Raw genomic sequence first — 16,485 nt, 5'->3', positions numbered from 1 at the left:
AGTGACTGATCCACCGCTATCGGGAGCAAGCCCCCTCCCACAGTTGTTTTGTATTGTGTCAGTCGGACCAGGGGGCTTTGCGTGAGTTGTTCAACTCCGCCAGGTAGCCACTGCCACCTAATTGACTCATCTGCTGGCGAATCCAGGCCGCTCTGCGCGCCACATACGCCGTCGGATGGCTGGCACTCCACACCCTTGGATTAGGCAACACCGCCGCAAGGTAACTGGCCTGTTGCCGCGAAAGCCCCTTGGCACTCACGCCAAAGTGGTGCCGCGCGGCCGCCTCTGCGCCAAACACGCCTTCATCCCACTCAACGCTGTTGAGATACACCTCAAGAATCCGCTCCTTGGGCCACAACACCTCGATCAACCCGGTAAACCACGCCTCCAGGCCCTTGCGCAAATAACTGCGGCCGGTCCACAGGAACAGGTTTTTCGACACCTGCTGGCTCAAGGTACTGGCACCGCGAATCGAACCGCCGCGCTCGTTGTGCAGGATCGCCGCCTGGATCGCGCCAAAATCAAAGCCCCAATGTTGCGGGAAGCGCTGGTCTTCACCGGCCATCACCGCTACTTTCAGGTCGTCGGAGATCTCATCCCACGGCACCCAGCTGCGCTGCAGGTCAATAGGTTCGCCGTCCACCCAGGATTCGATCTTGCGTTCCACCATCAGCGCAGTGAGCGGCGGCGGCACGACACGAAACAGCAGCACCAGCAACACACTGCCGATGGCAAACCATTTCACGACGTTGAGAAAGCGTTTGAAGAGGACACGCAGCATAGAGATGGCTTGGCCGAACCCGTTGAGCGGGCCATTATACAGACCCTGCCCGATGAGTCTGACTGGAGTTCCCCATGCTGCGTAGCTTTCTGATGCTGGCTGCCTTTTTCGGCTTTACCGGCGTTGCCCTCGGTGCGTTCGCCGCCCACGGCCTGAAAAACCGCCTGAGCGCCGAGTACCTGGCGATCTTTCATACCGGTGTGACCTACCAGTTGGTGCACGCCCTGGCACTGTTCGGCGTGGCGTTGCTGGCGGCGCATATTCCGGGTCGGCTGGTGACCTGGGCGGGTATCTCGTTTGCGGTCGGTATCCTGCTGTTCTCCGGCAGCCTGTACGTGCTGACGATGACCGGTATCAGCAAGCTCGGCATCATTACGCCGTTCGGTGGGCTGGCATTCCTGCTGGGCTGGTTCTTTCTGGGCCTGACGGCGTGGCGCTTGCAGCTTTGACCGCTTGACGCTTGCAGCTGACCTCAGGTCCCAATCGCGCTAGAATGCGGGCCCCTAAAAACGATGGCGGCCCGTGGCATGCGCATTCAGTTGAACGGCGAATCCTTTGAACTGCCCGACGGCGAAACCGTCGCGGCCCTGCTGACCCGTCTGGACTTGACCGGGCGTCGCGTCGCAGTGGAGCTCAATCTGGATATCGTCCCGCGTAGCCAGCACGCCGAGACTGCGCTCACCGAAGGTGACCAGGTCGAAGTGGTCCACGCCATCGGCGGCGGCTGATCGCGCAGTTTCCTGAATTCTGCAGAACCTCACCCCATTTCGAGGATTTCCCATGAGCATCGTTCGTCACGACAAGCCTTTCGTCCTGGCCGGTCGTACCTACCAGTCCCGTTTGCTGGTCGGCACCGGCAAGTACCGCGACATGGAAGAAACCCGCCTGGCCATCGAAGCCTCGGGCGCCGAGATCGTCACCTTCGCCGTGCGCCGCACCAACCTCGGCCAGATCGAAGGCGAGCCGAACCTGCTCCAAGTGCTGTCGCCGGATCGCTACACCTTCTTGCCGAACACCGCCGGTTGCTACGATGCCATCGAAGCCGTACGCACCTGCCGCCTTGCCCGTGAGCTGCTCGACGGCCACAACCTGGTGAAGCTGGAAGTGCTGGCTGACCAGAAAACCCTGTTCCCCAACGTGATCGAAACCCTCAAGGCCGCTGAAACCCTGGTCAAGGAAGGTTTCGACGTGATGGTCTACACCAGCGATGACCCGATCATTGCGCGCCAACTGGCAGAAATCGGCTGCATCGCCGTGATGCCGCTGGCGGGCCTGATCGGTTCCGGCCTGGGTATCTGCAATCCGTACAATCTGCAGATCATCCTCGAAGAAGCCAAGATCCCCGTGCTGGTGGATGCAGGTGTGGGCACTGCCTCCGATGCCACCATCGCCATGGAACTGGGCTGTGACGCGGTACTGATGAACTCGGCCATCGCCCATGCCCAGCAGCCGATCATGATGGCCGAAGCCATGAAACACGCCATCGTTGCAGGCCGCCTGGCCTACCTCGCCGGGCGCATGCCGAAAAAACTCTACGCCAGCGCCTCTTCGCCGCTGGATGGTCTGATCAAGTAAGAGCCATTGATGACTGAATCAAACGAAACGCCGAACACCGTGGAAGAGGGCGACGAGTCCAAGCACCGTCGCATCAAGAGTTTTGTGATGCGTGCCGGCCGCATGACCGAAGGCCAGCAAAAGGGCTTGGAACAAGGTACACCGCTGTTCGTGTTGCCGTTGGCCGACGCGCCGGTGGACTACGACCAGGTGTTCGGCCGGTCGGCGCCGCGTTCCCTGGAAATCGGTTTCGGCATGGGCCATTCCCTGCTGGAGATGGCGGCGGCCGCGCCGGAGCAGGACTTCATCGGTGTGGAAGTGCACCGTCCAGGTGTCGGTGCGCTGCTTAACGGCGTGCTGACCCAGGGCTTGACCAACCTGCGGGTCTACGACTGCGACGCGATTGAAGTGCTCAACCGCTGCATCGCCGACAACAGCCTCGACCGCCTGATGCTGTTCTTCCCCGACCCGTGGCACAAAGCCCGTCACCACAAGCGCCGTATCGTCCAGGCTTCCTTCGCGGAGCTGGTGCGCAGCAAGCTCAAGGTAGGCGGCATCCTGCACATGGCCACCGACTGGGAACCGTACGCGGAATACATGCTGGAAGTGATGAACGTCGCCCCTGGCTACCGCAACCTGGCCGAAGACGGCAAATGCGTGCCACGCCCGGCCGAGCGGCCGATCACCAAGTTCGAACGTCGTGGTGAGCGGTTGGGGCATGGGGTGTGGGATTTGAAGTTCGAGAAGCTGGCATAACTCGTCCCCTGACTTGAAATGCAACCAAATGTGGGAGGGAGCAAGCCCCCTCCCACATTTGTATCTGTGTTGGGTTTGAGGTTAGCGGCGGTCTGCCACTACCCCAATCAACACCAGCACCACCAACAACACCGGCGCCAGGCTGTAGTTATTGAACTGGCTCAACCCCCGCACAATCCACGGCGTGGCATAGATCAACGCCGCACCGCTGCCGATCATGCACAGCAGGGCCATTAACGGTACGCGCAAGGCGCCAGCGATGCTGCCCAGGCGCGCTTCGACCCAGCCCTTGATATCGGCGCCAAACAGCACCAGCAAACAGCCCACGAGGGCCAGGGAGATTTCCGACAGGTTGCTACGGCTCCAGCGGGATACGGTGGCGAGCAGGTCGAGTACCAGATCCATTCGATTTCCTTAAGAGCTATCAGCTCAAAAACTTCTGCAACAGGTCATTGAGAAAGAGTTGCCCGCGCTCGGTTGCCGCCAGGCGTGACGGTTCGACCTGCATCAAGCCACTTTGTTCTGCCTCGTGGCGGCCTTCGTCGAGGCTGGCCAGGTCTAGGCCGGTGCGTTCGGCGTAGAGCTTGGCGTCGACGCCTTCGGTCAGGCGCAGGGCGTTCATCAGGAACTCGAATGGCAGCTCTTCGTTGGTCAGTTCTTTCGCCCCAGCCTGGAAGCTTTTGGCCGGGTTGAGGTAGTCCTTGGGTGCACGGGTTTTCCAGGTGCGTACGATGCGCCCGTCCGGGTGGCTGAGCTTGCCATGGGCGCCGGCGCCGATACCGATAAAGTCGCCAAAGCTCCAGTAATTCAGGTTGTGCCGCGCCGGGCGGCCGGGCTGGGCGTAGGCCGACACTTCGTATTGCGCGTAACCGTGTTCGGCGAGCAGCGCCTGGCCGGCTTCCTGGATATCCCACAACGTGTCGTCTTCCGGCAGCGCGGGCGGCTGGTTCCAGAATACGGTGTTGGGTTCCAGGGTCAGTTGGTACCAGGACAGATGCGTCGGCTTGAGCGCGATGGCCTGGCGCAGGTCGCCCAGGGCATCGTCCAGTGACTGGTTGGGCAAACCGTGCATCAAGTCCAGGTTGAAGTTATCGAACCCGGCCTGGCGCGCCATGCCGGCAGCGCGCACGGCTTCATCGCCATTGTGGATACGGCCCAGGGCTTCAAGCTTCTCTTGCTGGAAGCTCTGGATGCCGATGGACAGGCGATTGATCCCCAGTTTGCGGTACGCCACGAACTTCTCTTGCTCGAAGGTCCCGGGGTTGGCTTCCAGGGTGATCTCGATATCAGCGGCGAACGCAATACGAGCTTCTACGCCCTTGAGCAAACGGCCCAGGGCGGCGGCGCTGAACAGGCTGGGCGTGCCGCCACCGAAGAAAATCGAGCTCAGTTCCCGGCCGTAAACGGCGTGCAGGTCTTGATCCAGATCCGCCAGCAGCGCGTCTACGTACTCTTCCTCCGGCAGCACCTTGCTGGCGGTGTGGGAGTTGAAGTCGCAATACGGGCATTTGCGCACACACCACGGGATATGGATGTACAGCGCCAAGGGCGGCAGGTGGGGCAGGGCCGCCCGGGGTGTTTGCGCGCCACCGTGGATCAGTGGCTGCGCAGAGGTGTTCTGGGTCATTTCAAGCCCAGGCGCTGGCGCAGCAACGCCATGGCGCGGGCGCGGTGGCTGATCTGGTTCTTGTCGGCCGGGCTCAGTTCGGCGCTGGAGACATTGCGCTCCGGCACCCAGAACAACGGATCGTAGCCAAACCCATGCTCACCGCTGGCCGCGTGCAGGATGCGCCCCTGCCACAACCCTTCGCAAAGAATCGGCAACGGGTCATCGGCATGCCGCACCAGGGCCAGTACGCAGACGAACTGTGCGCCACGCATCGCGTCCGGCACGTCCTTGAGGGCGTCGAGCAGTTTGGCGTTGTTGGCCGCATCGCCCTTGCCGTCGGCATAACGGGCCGAGTAGATCCCGGGTGCGCCGCCAAGAAAATCCACCGCCAGGCCCGAGTCATCCGCCAGCGCCGGCAGGCCGGAGATACGGGCGGCATTGCGTGCCTTGAGGATAGCGTTTTCGACGAACGACAGGCCGGTCTCTTCCGGCTCCACCTGGCTGAACTCGCCAATCGAGCGCAGTTGCACGGATTCACCGAGCATCGCCTGCAGTTCTTTGAGTTTGCCGGCGTTATGGCTGGCCAGTACGAGTTGGGTAAGGTTCATCATTCGGCCGGGAACAGTTCTTGGTTGAATTGGAAGCTATGGGCTTTGCCACCGGTTTCAACGTTGATGGTAAACGTCTTGTATTCGCGCTGGGTCACGGCGTAGGGCGCGAGATAGTTGATTCCACCTTTTTCGTTAATTTGCTTGAAGGTGAGGATCTCGCTCTTGCCGCCCAAATCCTTGATGGTGCCCGTCACTTGTGCGGCCACTGGGGTCACGCCCTTGATCACGGTGACATTGATCAAACCCTTCTCCTTGCTGCGCACCACGCCGACTTCCTGGGCGGTTTCCGGTTGCAGGAAGCTGGAAGTGAAGGTGTTGTAGTGAACAGTGATATCGCCGAAATCTTTCTTGCGATTAGCGTCGATAGCGTCTGCGGCCATGGCGCTCGCGCCCAGGCATGCGGTCAATAGAAAAACAGCCAAACGACTCATGAACGTCCCTCTTGAAGATGGTTAGACGGCAACTTTGTGGTCGGTCAGGCCAGGGCTGCTGACCCGGTAAATACCGATTTCGCCCAACAGATTGGGCCATAGCTTACTCGCCCAGCCGTGGCGATGCTGTTGATCGACGGCAAGACGGTTGATCACCTTGGCTTCACGCTCACCACACAATGCCTCGAAGTCTTCGAAGGTGCAGAAGTGGATGTTGGGCGTGTTGTACCAAGTGTACGGGAGGAAATCCGAGACCGGCATGCGCCCCTTGGTGGCCAGGTACCAGCGGCAGCGCCAGTGGCCGAAGTTGGGGAAGGTAATGATGCATTGGCGGCCGACGCGCAGCATTTCGTCGAGGATGCGGTCCGGGTAGTGCACCGCTTGCAGGGCCTGGGTCATCACCACGATGTCGAAGCTGTTGCTGGCAAAGTTGCCCAGGCCCTTGTCCAGGTCCTGCTCGATCACGTTGATGCCCTTGGCCACGCACTGGGCGATGTTGTCAGGGTCGTTTTCCAGGCCATAGCCGGTGACTTGCTTGTTGTCGCGCAGCCAGCTCAGCAGTTCGCCATCGCCGCAGCCCAGGTCGAGCACGCGGCTGCCGGCGGGGATCCAGTCTTGGATGATTTCCAGGTCGGCTCTCATGGCGTTCTCACAATACGATTCGATTCATATAGTTGCTGAAAGCCTGCAGATAACGTGGGATCGGAATCAGGAAGGCGTCATGGCCTTGCGGTGCGTCGATCTCCAGGTAGCAGACGTCTTTCTTGGCGGCCATCAGCGCATCCACCAGCTCACGGGAGCGGGCCGGCGAGAAGCGCCAGTCGGTGGTGAACGACATCACGCAGAACTTGGCCGTGGCGCCTTCGAAGGTTTTCGCCAGGTCGTCATCGAAGTTTGCGGCCGGGTCAAAGTAGTCCAGGGCCTTGGTCATCAGCAGGTAGGTGTTGGCGTCGAAACGCCCTGAAAACTCCTCGCCCTGATAACGCAGGTAGCTTTCCACCTGGAACTCGACGCTGTGGAAGTCGTAGTTGAGCTTTTCGCTCTTGAGGCCACGGCCGAATTTTTCGCCCATGGAATCATCGGACAGGTAGGTGATATGCCCGACCATCCGCGCCAGCATCAGGCCACGCTTGGGGATCACGCCGGCTTCCTGGAACGAACCGCCGTGGAACTCGGGGTCGGTGAGGATGGCCTGGCGCGCCACTTCGTTGAAGGCGATGTTCTGCGCCGACAACTTGGGCGCCGAGGCGATAGCCAGGCAATGGCGCACGCGGTCCGGGTAGCTGATGGTCCATTGCAGCGCCTGCATGCCGCCCAGGCTGCCACCAATCACCGCGGCCCACTGGCGGATGCCCAGCAGGTCGGCCAGGCGTGCCTGGCTATGCACCCAGTCTTCCACGGTCAACACCGGAAAGTCCGCGCCGAACGGCTTGCCGGTTTCCGGGTTGAGGCTGCTGGGGCCGGTGGAACCATTGCAGCCGCCGAGGTTGTTCAGGCTGACCACGAAGAATTTGTTGGTGTCGATGGGTTTGCCGGGGCCGATGCAGCTGTCCCACCAGCCGGGCTTGCGCTCGTCCACGCTGTGGAAACCGGCGGCGTGATGGTGGCCGGACAGGGCGTGGCAGATCAGCACGGCATTGCTCGCCGTGGCGTTCAGTTGGCCGTAGGTTTCGTAGATCAGGTCGTAGGCAGGCAACGAACGGCCGCAGGCCAGGGCCAGCGGTTCGCTGAAGTGCGCCACTTGAGGCACGACCAGTCCAACAGAATCGGGGGGGAAGGCAACTGGCATCGACCCTGCTCTCGTTTAAATGAGGCGTAAGTCTAAAGAGCGGGGCCCCTAGCGGCAAGCAATGGTCTGTACCAGTACGCAGATACAAAATGTGGGAGGGGGCTTGCTCCCGATAGCGGTGGATCAGTCACTCTTATGTCGACTGACACTCTGCTATCGGGAGCAAGCCCCCTCTCACATTTTTACAGCATATTTCAGATCAGGCCGAACAGCTCTTTTGGCATGAACGCGTAGAAAGCCAGGCGCGGAATCACCCAGCTTTGCAGCAACTGAATCACGATAAACGCAAAGATCGGCGAGATATCCAGGCCACCCAGGTTCGGGATCAGCCGACGGAATGGCGCCAGCACCGGTTCGGTAATCTGCGCCACCAGTTCAGCGCCCGGGCTGCGGCTGCCGGGTGCGACCCACGACAGGATCACGCTGATGATCATTGACCAGAAAATGATCTTCAAGAACAGCGAGAAAATACCGATCAGGCCCCAAGGCAACAGCAGCAGGGTGAAAGCCTGGTAGCCGTTGAGCATCAGGATCACCACGAACAGCAGGATCTGCAGCAGCAACGCCAGCACCAGCGACGACATGTCCAGGCCGAACAGGCTCGGGATCACCCGGCGCAGTGGCTTGAGCAGCGGTTGGGTGGCCTTGACTACGAACTGGCACAACGGGTTGTAGAAGTTCGCCCGCACCAGTTGCAGGATAAAGCGCATCAGCACGATCAGCAGGTACAGGCTGCCCAAGGTCTGAATGATGAAAATGGCAGCGTCATTGATTCCGAGCATGTTTGATTACCTTGGTAAGGGACGACTATTTGCCCAGTTGCTCAGCCATCTCGGCCGAACGATGTGCCGCGGCACCCAGTGCTTTTTCCACCAGGGCCTCAAAGCCCCCGGCCTGGAACGATTCGATGGCCGCTTGCGTGGTGCCGCCCGGGGACGTCACACGACGGCGCAGCTCGGCGGCATCCACATCGCTGCCGACGGCCATTTTCGCGGCGCCCAGGGCCGTTTGTTCAGCCAACTGCTCGGCGACGTCATGGGGCAGGCCCAGCTTGACGCCGGCGGCGGTCATGGCTTCGATCAACAGGAAGAAGTAGGCCGGGCCGCTGCCGGAGACCGCGGTGACCGCGTCCATCTGCTGTTCCTGCTCCAACCACACGGCGATGCCCACGGCAGACAGCAATTCCTGGGCCTGGTCGCGTTGTTGCGCCGTGACTTCGTGGGTGGCGTACAAGCCGCTGACGCCTTGGCGCAGCAGCGCCGGGGTGTTAGGCATGCAGCGTACGATTGGCTGGGCACCGAGCCAGGCGTTCATACTGGCGCAGGTGATACCGGCGGCAATCGACACCACCAGTTGATGGGGTTGCAAGTTCGGGCGCAGGGTCTCGCACACGGCTTTCATGGCCTGGGGCTTGACCGCCAGCACGATCACATCGACGCCGTGGATGGCCTCGGCGTTATCGGCGAAGGTTTTGATGCCGTGTTCGGCGCTGACGCGCTCGCGGGTCTCGGCGCCGGGGTCGCTGGCGCGGATCTGCTCGGCGTCCAGGCCCTTGGCCCGCAGGCCACCGATCAGGCTGGCCGCCATGTTGCCGGCGCCGATAAAGGCAATACGCGTGTTGCTCATGACAGGTCCTTATTCAGAGGGAAGTCAGCCATTTCATGGCTGGCCGTAGTCGCGGGCGCCAAACAGGGCGGTACCGATCCGCACCCAAGTGGCGCCTTGGGCAATGGCCGACTCAAGGTCATGGCTCATGCCCATGGAAAGTGTGTCCAGCGGCAGGTTCAGGCTGGCTTGCAGGTCGCGCACCCTGGCGAACGCTGCATCCTGTGCGGCCCGATCTTCAGTCGGCTCGGGGATCGCCATCAGGCCACGCAGTTTCAAGCGCGGCAGGGCGCTGATTGCATTCGCCAGGGCTGGCAGGTCGGCAGGCGTACAGCCGGACTTGCTGGCTTCGCCGCTGACATTGACCTGGATGCAGATATTGAGCGGCGGCAGGTCGGCCGGGCGTTGTTCGGACAGGCGTTGTGCAATTTTCAGGCGGTCCACGGAATGCACCCAAGCGAAGTTCTCGGCGATCGCGCGAGTCTTGTTCGATTGAATGGGGCCGATGAAGTGCCAACTCAAGGGCAGGTCGGTTAATTCGCTCTGTTTGCCCAAGGCTTCCTGCAGGTAGTTCTCGCCAAAGTCGTGCATGCCGGCGGCAAAGGCTTCGCGTACCGCCTGCGAGGGTTTGGTCTTGCTCACAGCCAGCAGGTGGATGCTGCTTGCGTCACGTTGCACGGCGTCGGCTGCGGCGCGGATGCGCTGGCTTACCAGGCCAATGTTGTCTGCTATCGTCGACATTCAAGTTGCGCCCGTGGATATGGAGTCCGCGGCATTCTACTGGAAATGGAAAGCCCTATGGATATCACGCAATTGCTGGCGGTCAGCGTAAGCCGAGGCGCCTCCGACCTGCACCTGTCGGCCGGCCTGGCACCGATGCTGCGCATTGATGGCGAAGTCTGGCCGATGGATTGGCCGGTGCTGAACGCGTCGCAAATGGTCGACCTGGTGTGCCCTTTGCTGAATAAACACCAACAAAAGGATTTCGAAACATCTCTTGAAACGGATTTTGCCTTCGAGTTGCCAGGGGTGGCACGCTTTCGGGTGAACGTGTTCCGCCAGGATCGCGGCGTGGGTGCCGTGTTTCGTACTATCCCGACTGAGGTCCAGAGCCTGGAAGAGCTTGGGTTGGGCGAGGTGTTCCAGGGTATCGCCCAGCTCCCGCGGGGCCTTGTATTGGTTACCGGGCCTACCGGTTCGGGAAAATCCACGACTTTGGCGGCGATGATCGACCACCTCAATCGGCATCGACGCCAGCATATCCTCACGCTGGAAGACCCCATCGAATTTATCCACAGGCCGAAAATAGCCCTGGTCACCCAGCGCCAGGTGCACCGTGACACCCACAGTTTCTCGGTGGCCCTGCGCTCGGCCCTGCGGGAAGACCCGGATGTGATCCTGGTGGGTGAATTGCGCGACCTGGAAACCATCCGCCTGGCGCTGACGGCCGCTGAAACCGGTCACCTGGTGTTTGGCACCCTGCACACCTCATCGGCTGCAAAGACTGTAGACAGGCTGATGGACGTCTTTCCAGCAGGGGAAAAGGCCATGGTCCGCTCGATGCTGTCGGAGTCGTTGCAGGCGGTGGTGTCCCAGGTACTGGTGAAGAAGGTCGGCGGCGGGCGCGTGGCTGCCCATGAAATCATGCTGGGCACACCGGCGATTCGCAATCTTGTCCGCGAAGACAAGGTGGCGCAGATAGTCTCTGCGATCCAGACCGGGGGGGCATTGGGGATGAAGACGTTGGATATGAGCTTGAAGGCGTTGGTCGGCGCGGGGTTGGTCAGCCGGGAAGAGGCGCGGGAGAAGGCGAGGGTGCCTGCAGACATATGAGGTCTTTCAGGCAATAAAAATCAAATGTGGGAGCGGGCTTGCTCGCGAATGCGGTAGATCAGCCAGCATATTCGTCGGCTGACACACCGTATTCGCGAGCAAGCCCGCTCCCACATTGTTTACTGCATTCCAGCTTTAGATCAGCGTTGCACGATCCGCAGGTTGTTGTTCTGCTCTTTCGGCAACACCCGCTTGGCAATCACGTAGTTCTTGTCCCAGAACGGCTTTTTCAGCGTGTCGATGCTCACCGACTTGCCACGACGTGGTGCGTGGATAAAGCGGTCGTTGCCCAGGTAGATGGCAACGTGGTTGACCTGGCGGCTCTTAAGTTTGAAGAACAACAGGTCGCCCGGTTTCAGGTCTTTGCGGTCAACCTTCAAGCCGTGGCCGCTAGCCATGGCGTTGGAGGTGCGTGGCAAATCCACCGCTTTTACATCGTTAAAGGCATATTTCACCAAGCCGCTGCAGTCGAACCCTTTACTTGGGCTGCTGCCGCCCCAACGATAAGGAGTACCGAGCACGTTGACGGCACGGCTGAGGACGTTGCTGCTTTGCTTGGTATTGACTGCCATCAGGCCTGGAGTCGCTTTACCGTGGGCCTTGCTCAGTTGAGTCGGGCGGTTGACGGTCAGCTTTACCGATTTGGCCGTGCTGGTTGTGCTGTGTACTTTAGGGGTGAAACCATTGACGTTCGGAAGTCGTTGCTCACGATTGGTGGCGTGGGCGGCCAGTGGCATTAATAGGCAGATGGTCAGCCATGTCTTGAAAAATGGTCGCATTAGGCGTGGCTCTTATGGGTTTGCGCGCAACTTTATAACAGCTTTTTGTGTCGTTCTGAGGCCGTTTGTCGACTGAACCTTGGGGTCAAACTCAGGAAAAACGCGACGAATTGCCGCAATTGTCCTACACAAGTCAGGTGGCATAAGGCTTTGAGGGCAGAAAGATACCATTTGCCATACGTCGGGCGCCTGTAAAAAAGTCACAAAGAAAATGAAAAAATTTATCTATCGAAGCAAAAGAGGTACTCCATGAACACCTATCAACAGGTTGGTCAGCAGCAAGATACCCATAGCAAGGTAATCGGTTACCTGCTGTGGATTTTCGGTTTCACCGGGGCGCATCGCTTTTATTACGGCAAACCCGTGACCGGTACGATCTGGTTTTTCACCTTCGGCTTGCTGGGCATTGGTTGGCTGATCGACTTGTTCCTGATCCCGGCCATGGACCGTGAGGCCGACTTGCGGTTTACCGCCGGGCCCATCGAATACAACGTCGCGTGGATTCTGTTGGCATTCCTGGGTATGTTCGGTGTGCACCGTATGTACCAGGGCAAATGGATCACCGGCCTGATCTACCTGCTGACCGGCGGTTTGTTCCTGCTTGGGGTGCTGTATGACTTCTGGACGCTGAATACGCAGATTTCGATTCGTAACGCCGAGCGCAATGCCGGGCGCTGATCTTTCGGCCATATAGAGAACCAAATGTGGGAGGGGGCTTGCTCCCGATTGCAGTGGGTCAGCTACAGATAAGCCGGCTGATCCGCCGCTATCGGGAGCAAGCCCCCTCCCACATTTACTATGCCCACTTCAGATCTGTCTTAAGCCTGGTAGCTGATCCGCCCATCCATCAAGGTGTACCGCACCGTCGCCGGCAGGCTATGGCCGATGAACGGGCAGTTTTCGCCCTTGGACAACCAGTGCTCCCCGGCAACCGTCGAGCTGCCCAGGTCGAACAGCACCAGGTCCGCCGGCGAACCTACCGCCAGCTTGCCCGCTGGCAGGCGCAAGGCCTCGGCCGGGCCGGCGCTCAGGCGCGCCAATAGCGTCGGCAGGTCGAGCAAGCCGTCCTCCACCAACGTCATCGCCAATGGCAGCAACAGCTCCACACTGCTAATACCCGGCTCGGTCGCACCAAACGGCGCCAGCTTGGCGTCTCGCTCGTGAGGCTGGTGATGGCTGGAAATCGCCGACACCACACCCGACTTTACCGCCGCCCGCAAACCGTCGCGGTCGGCCTTTGTGCGCAGGGGCGGCTGTACGTGATACAGGCTGGAGAAGTCGATCAACGCTTCATCCGTCAGGATCAGTTGGTACAGCGCCACGTCGGCCGTCACCGGCAAGCCACGGGCCTGGGCCTGGGCGATCAGGGCAACGCCACGGGCGCTGGTCAGTTGGCTGAAGTGCGCGCGCACACCGCTTTGCTCCACCAGCAGCAGGTCACGGGCCAGGGCCACGGTTTCGGCGGTTTCCGGAATGCCCGGCAGGCCGAGGAAGCTGGCCACCGCGCCTTCATGGGCCAGGCCGCCTTCGGCCAGGTCGCGGTCCTGGGAGTGGAAGATCACCGTCAAGTCGAAGGTGGCCGCGTATTCCAGTGCGCGGCACAGGGTGCGCGTACTGCGGAAACTCTCCAGGCCATTGCCGAAGGCCACGCAACCGGCGTCGCGCAGGGCGATCAGCTCGGCGAGTTGTTCGCCGTCCAGGCCTTTGCTCAGGGCGCCGATAGGGAACACCTTGCAATTGCCGGCTTCGCGGGCGCGGTCGAGGATCAGTTCGGTCACAGCCGAAGTGTCCAGCACCGGCTTGGTGTTCGGCGGGCAGCACAGGCTGGTCACGCCACCGGCGGCGGCGGCTTGGGTTTCGCTGTTGATGTTGCCTTTGCGGCTATAGCCCGGTTCGCGCAGCGCGACGTTCAGGTCCACCAGCCCAGGTGCGGCCACCAGGCCCTTGGCGTCGATGCTCTCGACGGCGCTGAAGCCTGCAGGCGCGGCGCCAATGGCGATAATCTTGCCGGCGTCCAGATGTAGATCGGTAACTTGGTCCAGGCCACTGGCTGGATCGATGACTCGGGCGCCGAGAATGCTGAGCTTCACTGGGCCTGCTCCTGCTCGAATTGACGTTGCGCGGTTTGCCCGCTCATGGCCATGGACAGCACGGCCATGCGCACGGCGATGCCGTAGGTCACTTGGTTCAAGATCACCGACTGCGGGCCGTCGGCCACCGCCGACTCAATTTCCACGCCGCGGTTGATCGGCCCCGGGTGCATCACGATGGCATCCGGCTTGGCTCCGGCCAGACGGGCAGTGGTCAGGCCGAACAGGCGGTAGAACTCGCCTTCGCTTGGCAACAGGCCACCGGCCATGCGCTCGCGTTGCAGGCGCAGCATGATCACCACGTCCACATCCTTGAGGCCTTCGGTCATGTCGGTATAGACCTTCACGCCGTACTGTTCGATACCGATGGGCAGCAAGGTCTTCGGTGCAATCACGCGAATATCCGGGCAACCCAGGGCCTTCAGGGCCAGCATGTTCGAGCGCGCCACCCGCGAGTGCAGGATGTCGCCGACGATGGCCACTGAAAGCTTTTCAAAACTGCCCTTGTGCCGACGGATGGTGAGCATGTCGAGCATGCCCTGGGTCGGGTGGGCGTGACGGCCGTCGCCGCCGTTGATGATCGCTACGTTCGGGCACACATGCTCGGCAATGAAGTGCGCAGCGCCGGAGTCGCCGTGGCGTACCACAAACATGTCGGCCGCCATGGCTTCCAGGTTGCGCAGGGTGTCGAGCAGGGTCTCGCCCTTGCTCGCCGACGAGGTGGACACGTTCAGCGTGATCACGTCGGCCGACAGCCGTTGGGCCGCCAGTTCAAAGGTGGTGCGGGTACGGGTGGAGTTCTCGAAGAACACATTGCAAATGGTTTTGCCGCGCAACAGCGGGACCTTCTTCACCGCCCGGCCACCGACTTCGAGGAACGAGTCGGCGGTGTCGAGGATTTCGGTGAGCAGTTCGCAGGGCAAACCGTCGAGGGACAAGAAGTGTTGCAACTGGCCCTGAGCATTGAGCTGCAGCGGGCGCTTGGCATCTAGAGGCGTCATCGCGGGGACTCTGTACAAGGCGGTTTAAAGGGCAAGGTCTTGCAGTTCGAGTTCGAGCGGCGTGGGACCGGACAATTTTACCCGCTGCCGGGCACAAAGTGACAGCGTAGCGCCGACCACGTCCGGGCTGATCGGCAATTCGCCGGCGTCCAGATCCAGCAGGCACACCAGGGTCACGCTGGCCGGGCGGCCGTAGTCGAACAGCTCATTCAGGGCGGCGCGGATAGTGCGGCCGCTCATCAGCACGTCGTCGATCAACACCAGGTGCTGGCCTTCGATCTCGAACGGCAGGGCCGACGGGCGCACTTGCGGGTGCAGGCCATTCTGGCTGAAGTCATCGCGGTAGAAGGACACGTCCAGCGTACCCAGGGGCGAATCGCTGCCCATCTCTTCCAGCAACGCCTGGGCCACCCACACACCGCCGGTGCGGATGCCGATAAAACGCGGCTCGCTGATGGCGCGGTGTTCCAGGTGCGCCTTGAGGCGTATCGCCATCTGGCTGATCAGTTCGGCGGGATTGGGCAGGCTCATGGATGCTCCTTCTAGGCCTTGCTCGGTGGGGTAGCGGCAAGGTCCGGGCTCAAACGTAAAAAGACGCGGCAAGCCGCGTCAGTCAGGATTCAAATAAAGCGGTGTTTTCATCCAGCCAACCCTGCAACAGCAAGGCGGCGGCGATGGCGTCCACGGGGTTGTCGCGGTAGCTGCCTTTCTGCCCGCCACGGTCGCGACGCTCACCCTTGGCTTCAAAGGTGGTGAGGCGCTCGTCGTGGGTATAGAAGGGCAGGTTGTAGCGGCCATTGAGGCGGCGGGCGAACTTTTCGGCGCGCAGGCACATGTCGCTGGGCGTGCCGTCCATGTTCAGGGGCAGGCCGACCACCACCGCATCAGGCTTCCACTCTTTGATGAGCGCTTCGACCTGGTTCCAGTCCGGCACGCCGTTCTGGGCCTTGAGGGTGCACAGCTCGCGGGCCTGGCCGGTGATGACCTGGCCGACCGCTACGCCGATCTGTTTGGTGCCGTAGTCAAAACCGAGGATCAGACGCAAAGCCATCAGGCGTGCCCCGCCTGGCTGGTCAACAGGCTGAGGTTGACCCGCAGCTTGGCCGCGGCCGCTTCCAGACGCAGTTCGCTGGCGGTATTGAACAGGATATCGGCATCGAACGGGCAGGTCAGCCAGGCATTGCTGGCCAGTTCAGCCTCCAGTTGCCCGGCTTCCCAACCTGCGTAACCGAGGGTGATCACGCTTTGCTCAGGGCCAACGCCGTCGGCGATGGCGAACAGCACGTCCTGGGAGGTGGACAGTGACACGCCTTCAAGGTCTACCGTGGCCTGGAACTTCGGCCCGGTGGGGTGCAGCACAAAGCCGCGATCAGTCTGCACCGGCCCGCCAATATAGATCGGCACACCTTGGCAACGAGCCGGTGGGTCTATTTCCGGGCGCAATTGCTCGAGGATATCGGCCAGGTTCAGCTCCTGAGGGCGGTTGACCACCAGCCCCATGGCACCATTGGCCGTGTGCTCGACGATGTAGGTCAAGGTCTGCGCAAAGTTCGGGTCGGCCATATGGGGCATGGCGATCAGGAATTGGTGCTTGAGGTAGGTCGGGCTGACATTTTTCATGTCCGCTAGTGTGGCGTTGGAGGGGC

General features: G+C 61.1%; 22 protein-coding genes. 6 read left to right on the top strand and 16 right to left on the bottom strand.

Going from position 1 to position 16,485, the window contains the following annotated elements; genetic code table 11:
• Positions 1–58 precede the first annotated feature (58 nt).
• Complete coding sequence (mtgA, locus tag JFT66_RS08260; RefSeq protein ID WP_198859090.1) at positions 59–781, bottom strand: monofunctional biosynthetic peptidoglycan transglycosylase; 723 nt, start codon at positions 779–781, stop codon at positions 59–61.
• A gap of 74 nt (positions 782–855) precedes the next feature.
• Here mtgA and JFT66_RS08255 point away from each other — a divergent pair, with 74 nt between their 5' ends.
• The 4 genes from JFT66_RS08255 to trmB all read left to right on the top strand — a co-directional run bounded on the left by JFT66_RS08255 (position 856) and on the right by trmB (position 3,091).
• Positions 856–1,230, top strand: coding sequence for a DUF423 domain-containing protein (locus JFT66_RS08255; protein ID WP_034116247.1), 375 nt, complete (start codon positions 856–858; stop codon positions 1,228–1,230).
• Positions 1,231–1,308: 78 nt separating this feature from the next.
• Positions 1,309–1,509 (top strand): sulfur carrier protein ThiS, encoded by a 201-nt coding sequence (gene thiS, locus JFT66_RS08250; RefSeq protein ID WP_032865944.1) that lies wholly within the window; start codon positions 1,309–1,311, stop codon positions 1,507–1,509.
• A gap of 52 nt (positions 1,510–1,561) precedes the next feature.
• Positions 1,562–2,356 carry a thiazole synthase gene (locus JFT66_RS08245; RefSeq protein WP_198859089.1) on the top strand — a complete coding sequence of 265 codons (795 nt, stop codon included), beginning with the start codon at positions 1,562–1,564 and terminating at the stop codon, positions 2,354–2,356.
• A 9-nt stretch (positions 2,357–2,365) separates the two neighbouring features.
• Positions 2,366–3,091 (top strand): tRNA (guanosine(46)-N7)-methyltransferase TrmB, encoded by a 726-nt coding sequence (trmB, locus tag JFT66_RS08240; protein ID WP_153837447.1) that lies wholly within the window; start codon positions 2,366–2,368, stop codon positions 3,089–3,091.
• A gap of 81 nt (positions 3,092–3,172) precedes the next feature.
• Here the strand turns inward: trmB and JFT66_RS08235 are convergent, their stop codons facing one another.
• The 9 genes from JFT66_RS08235 to JFT66_RS08195 all read right to left on the bottom strand — a co-directional run bounded on the left by JFT66_RS08235 (position 3,173) and on the right by JFT66_RS08195 (position 9,877).
• A complete protein-coding gene (locus tag JFT66_RS08235; RefSeq protein ID WP_034116244.1) occupies positions 3,173–3,496 on the bottom strand; it encodes a DUF3392 domain-containing protein in 324 nt (107 codons plus the stop codon).
• 19 nt (positions 3,497–3,515) lie between these two features.
• Positions 3,516–4,718: a radical SAM family heme chaperone HemW gene (gene hemW, locus JFT66_RS08230; protein ID WP_034116243.1), complete on the bottom strand. Its 1,203-nt coding sequence runs from the start codon at positions 4,716–4,718 to the stop codon at positions 3,516–3,518.
• Positions 4,715–5,311: an RdgB/HAM1 family non-canonical purine NTP pyrophosphatase gene (gene rdgB, locus JFT66_RS08225; protein ID WP_034116242.1), complete on the bottom strand. Its 597-nt coding sequence runs from the start codon at positions 5,309–5,311 to the stop codon at positions 4,715–4,717. Before rdgB ends, hemW begins: the two co-directional genes overlap by 4 nt.
• Complete coding sequence (locus tag JFT66_RS08220) at positions 5,308–5,742, bottom strand: DUF4426 domain-containing protein (protein ID WP_034116241.1); 435 nt, start codon at positions 5,740–5,742, stop codon at positions 5,308–5,310. The genes rdgB and JFT66_RS08220 overlap by 4 nt, the downstream gene beginning before the upstream one ends.
• A 21-nt stretch (positions 5,743–5,763) precedes the next feature.
• Positions 5,764–6,384: a methionine biosynthesis protein MetW gene (metW, locus tag JFT66_RS08215; protein WP_005792273.1), complete on the bottom strand. Its 621-nt coding sequence runs from the start codon at positions 6,382–6,384 to the stop codon at positions 5,764–5,766.
• A gap of 7 nt (positions 6,385–6,391) precedes the next feature.
• Positions 6,392–7,531, bottom strand: coding sequence for a homoserine O-succinyltransferase MetX (metX, locus tag JFT66_RS08210; RefSeq protein ID WP_153837448.1), 1,140 nt, complete (start codon positions 7,529–7,531; stop codon positions 6,392–6,394).
• Between the two features lie 194 nt (positions 7,532–7,725).
• Positions 7,726–8,313, bottom strand: coding sequence for a YggT family protein (locus tag JFT66_RS08205; RefSeq protein ID WP_034116239.1), 588 nt, complete (start codon positions 8,311–8,313; stop codon positions 7,726–7,728).
• 25 nt (positions 8,314–8,338) lie between these two features.
• Positions 8,339–9,157 carry a pyrroline-5-carboxylate reductase gene (gene proC, locus JFT66_RS08200; RefSeq protein WP_034116238.1) on the bottom strand — a complete coding sequence of 273 codons (819 nt, stop codon included), beginning with the start codon at positions 9,155–9,157 and terminating at the stop codon, positions 8,339–8,341.
• A 33-nt stretch (positions 9,158–9,190) separates the two neighbouring features.
• Positions 9,191–9,877 (bottom strand): YggS family pyridoxal phosphate-dependent enzyme, encoded by a 687-nt coding sequence (locus JFT66_RS08195; protein WP_198859088.1) that lies wholly within the window; start codon positions 9,875–9,877, stop codon positions 9,191–9,193.
• Positions 9,878–9,934: 57 nt separating this feature from the next.
• On the opposite strand from JFT66_RS08195, the gene JFT66_RS08190 reads away from it, so the two are divergent.
• Positions 9,935–10,969 (top strand): type IV pilus twitching motility protein PilT, encoded by a 1,035-nt coding sequence (locus tag JFT66_RS08190; protein WP_198859087.1) that lies wholly within the window; start codon positions 9,935–9,937, stop codon positions 10,967–10,969.
• 140 nt (positions 10,970–11,109) lie between these two features.
• Here JFT66_RS08190 and JFT66_RS08185 read toward each other — a convergent pair whose 3' ends face one another.
• Positions 11,110–11,748 carry a C40 family peptidase gene (locus tag JFT66_RS08185; protein ID WP_153837451.1) on the bottom strand — a complete coding sequence of 213 codons (639 nt, stop codon included), beginning with the start codon at positions 11,746–11,748 and terminating at the stop codon, positions 11,110–11,112.
• 249 nt (positions 11,749–11,997) lie between these two features.
• Here JFT66_RS08185 and JFT66_RS08180 point away from each other — a divergent pair, with 249 nt between their 5' ends.
• Positions 11,998–12,426 carry a TM2 domain-containing protein gene (locus tag JFT66_RS08180; RefSeq protein WP_034116234.1) on the top strand — a complete coding sequence of 143 codons (429 nt, stop codon included), beginning with the start codon at positions 11,998–12,000 and terminating at the stop codon, positions 12,424–12,426.
• 140 nt (positions 12,427–12,566) lie between these two features.
• Here the strand turns inward: JFT66_RS08180 and JFT66_RS08175 are convergent, their stop codons facing one another.
• The 5 genes from JFT66_RS08175 to JFT66_RS08155 all read right to left on the bottom strand — a co-directional run bounded on the left by JFT66_RS08175 (position 12,567) and on the right by JFT66_RS08155 (position 16,459).
• Positions 12,567–13,838 (bottom strand): dihydroorotase, encoded by a 1,272-nt coding sequence (locus tag JFT66_RS08175; RefSeq protein ID WP_162524798.1) that lies wholly within the window; start codon positions 13,836–13,838, stop codon positions 12,567–12,569.
• The gene (locus tag JFT66_RS08170; protein WP_198859086.1) at positions 13,835–14,839 is read right to left on the bottom strand and encodes an aspartate carbamoyltransferase catalytic subunit; all 1,005 of its coding nucleotides are present in this window, start codon (positions 14,837–14,839) and stop codon (positions 13,835–13,837) included. The genes JFT66_RS08175 and JFT66_RS08170 overlap by 4 nt, the downstream gene beginning before the upstream one ends.
• A 24-nt stretch (positions 14,840–14,863) precedes the next feature.
• Complete coding sequence (gene pyrR, locus JFT66_RS08165) at positions 14,864–15,370, bottom strand: bifunctional pyr operon transcriptional regulator/uracil phosphoribosyltransferase PyrR (RefSeq protein ID WP_198859085.1); 507 nt, start codon at positions 15,368–15,370, stop codon at positions 14,864–14,866.
• 82 nt (positions 15,371–15,452) lie between these two features.
• Positions 15,453–15,890: a Holliday junction resolvase RuvX gene (gene ruvX / locus JFT66_RS08160; protein ID WP_003195067.1), complete on the bottom strand. Its 438-nt coding sequence runs from the start codon at positions 15,888–15,890 to the stop codon at positions 15,453–15,455.
• Positions 15,890–16,459 (bottom strand): YqgE/AlgH family protein, encoded by a 570-nt coding sequence (locus JFT66_RS08155; RefSeq protein WP_017139445.1) that lies wholly within the window; start codon positions 16,457–16,459, stop codon positions 15,890–15,892. Before JFT66_RS08155 ends, ruvX begins: the two co-directional genes overlap by 1 nt.
• Between the last annotated feature and the right edge of the window lie 26 nt (positions 16,460–16,485).

The sequence above is a fragment of the Pseudomonas sp. MF6755 genome (assembly GCF_016405635.1).
Classification (GTDB): domain Bacteria; phylum Pseudomonadota; class Gammaproteobacteria; order Pseudomonadales; family Pseudomonadaceae; genus Aquipseudomonas; species Aquipseudomonas haemolytica.
The sequence above is the reverse complement of the archived record's forward strand: the minus strand, read 5'-3'. Positions and strand labels throughout refer to the sequence as shown.

Excerpts from the sequence above, each read along its gene's own strand:
- JFT66_RS08255 (WP_034116247.1), top strand. The coding sequence starts at position 856 with ATGCTGCGTAGCTTTCTGATGCTGGCTGCCTTTTTCGGCTTTACCGGC.
- pyrR (WP_198859085.1), bottom strand. The coding sequence starts at position 15,370 with ATGAGCCTGCCCAATCCCGCCGAACTGATCAGCCAGATGGCGATACGC.
- JFT66_RS08220 (WP_034116241.1), bottom strand. The coding sequence starts at position 5,742 with ATGAGTCGTTTGGCTGTTTTTCTATTGACCGCATGCCTGGGCGCGAGC.
- mtgA (WP_198859090.1), bottom strand. The coding sequence starts at position 781 with ATGCTGCGTGTCCTCTTCAAACGCTTTCTCAACGTCGTGAAATGGTTT.
- JFT66_RS08205 (WP_034116239.1), bottom strand. The coding sequence starts at position 8,313 with ATGCTCGGAATCAATGACGCTGCCATTTTCATCATTCAGACCTTGGGC.
- metX (WP_153837448.1), bottom strand. The coding sequence starts at position 7,531 with ATGCCAGTTGCCTTCCCCCCCGATTCTGTTGGACTGGTCGTGCCTCAA.
- JFT66_RS08185 (WP_153837451.1), bottom strand. The coding sequence starts at position 11,748 with ATGCGACCATTTTTCAAGACATGGCTGACCATCTGCCTATTAATGCCA.
- JFT66_RS08155 (WP_017139445.1), bottom strand. The coding sequence starts at position 16,459 with ATGAAAAATGTCAGCCCGACCTACCTCAAGCACCAATTCCTGATCGCC.
- JFT66_RS08180 (WP_034116234.1), top strand. The coding sequence starts at position 11,998 with ATGAACACCTATCAACAGGTTGGTCAGCAGCAAGATACCCATAGCAAG.
- hemW (WP_034116243.1), bottom strand. The coding sequence starts at position 4,718 with ATGACCCAGAACACCTCTGCGCAGCCACTGATCCACGGTGGCGCGCAA.
- JFT66_RS08170 (WP_198859086.1), bottom strand. The coding sequence starts at position 14,839 with ATGACGCCTCTAGATGCCAAGCGCCCGCTGCAGCTCAATGCTCAGGGC.
- trmB (WP_153837447.1), top strand. The coding sequence starts at position 2,366 with ATGACTGAATCAAACGAAACGCCGAACACCGTGGAAGAGGGCGACGAG.
- JFT66_RS08235 (WP_034116244.1), bottom strand. The coding sequence starts at position 3,496 with ATGGATCTGGTACTCGACCTGCTCGCCACCGTATCCCGCTGGAGCCGT.
- proC (WP_034116238.1), bottom strand. The coding sequence starts at position 9,157 with ATGAGCAACACGCGTATTGCCTTTATCGGCGCCGGCAACATGGCGGCC.
- JFT66_RS08190 (WP_198859087.1), top strand. The coding sequence starts at position 9,935 with ATGGATATCACGCAATTGCTGGCGGTCAGCGTAAGCCGAGGCGCCTCC.
- JFT66_RS08245 (WP_198859089.1), top strand. The coding sequence starts at position 1,562 with ATGAGCATCGTTCGTCACGACAAGCCTTTCGTCCTGGCCGGTCGTACC.
- ruvX (WP_003195067.1), bottom strand. The coding sequence starts at position 15,890 with ATGGCTTTGCGTCTGATCCTCGGTTTTGACTACGGCACCAAACAGATC.
- rdgB (WP_034116242.1), bottom strand. The coding sequence starts at position 5,311 with ATGATGAACCTTACCCAACTCGTACTGGCCAGCCATAACGCCGGCAAA.
- metW (WP_005792273.1), bottom strand. The coding sequence starts at position 6,384 with ATGAGAGCCGACCTGGAAATCATCCAAGACTGGATCCCCGCCGGCAGC.
- JFT66_RS08195 (WP_198859088.1), bottom strand. The coding sequence starts at position 9,877 with ATGTCGACGATAGCAGACAACATTGGCCTGGTAAGCCAGCGCATCCGC.
- thiS (WP_032865944.1), top strand. The coding sequence starts at position 1,309 with ATGCGCATTCAGTTGAACGGCGAATCCTTTGAACTGCCCGACGGCGAA.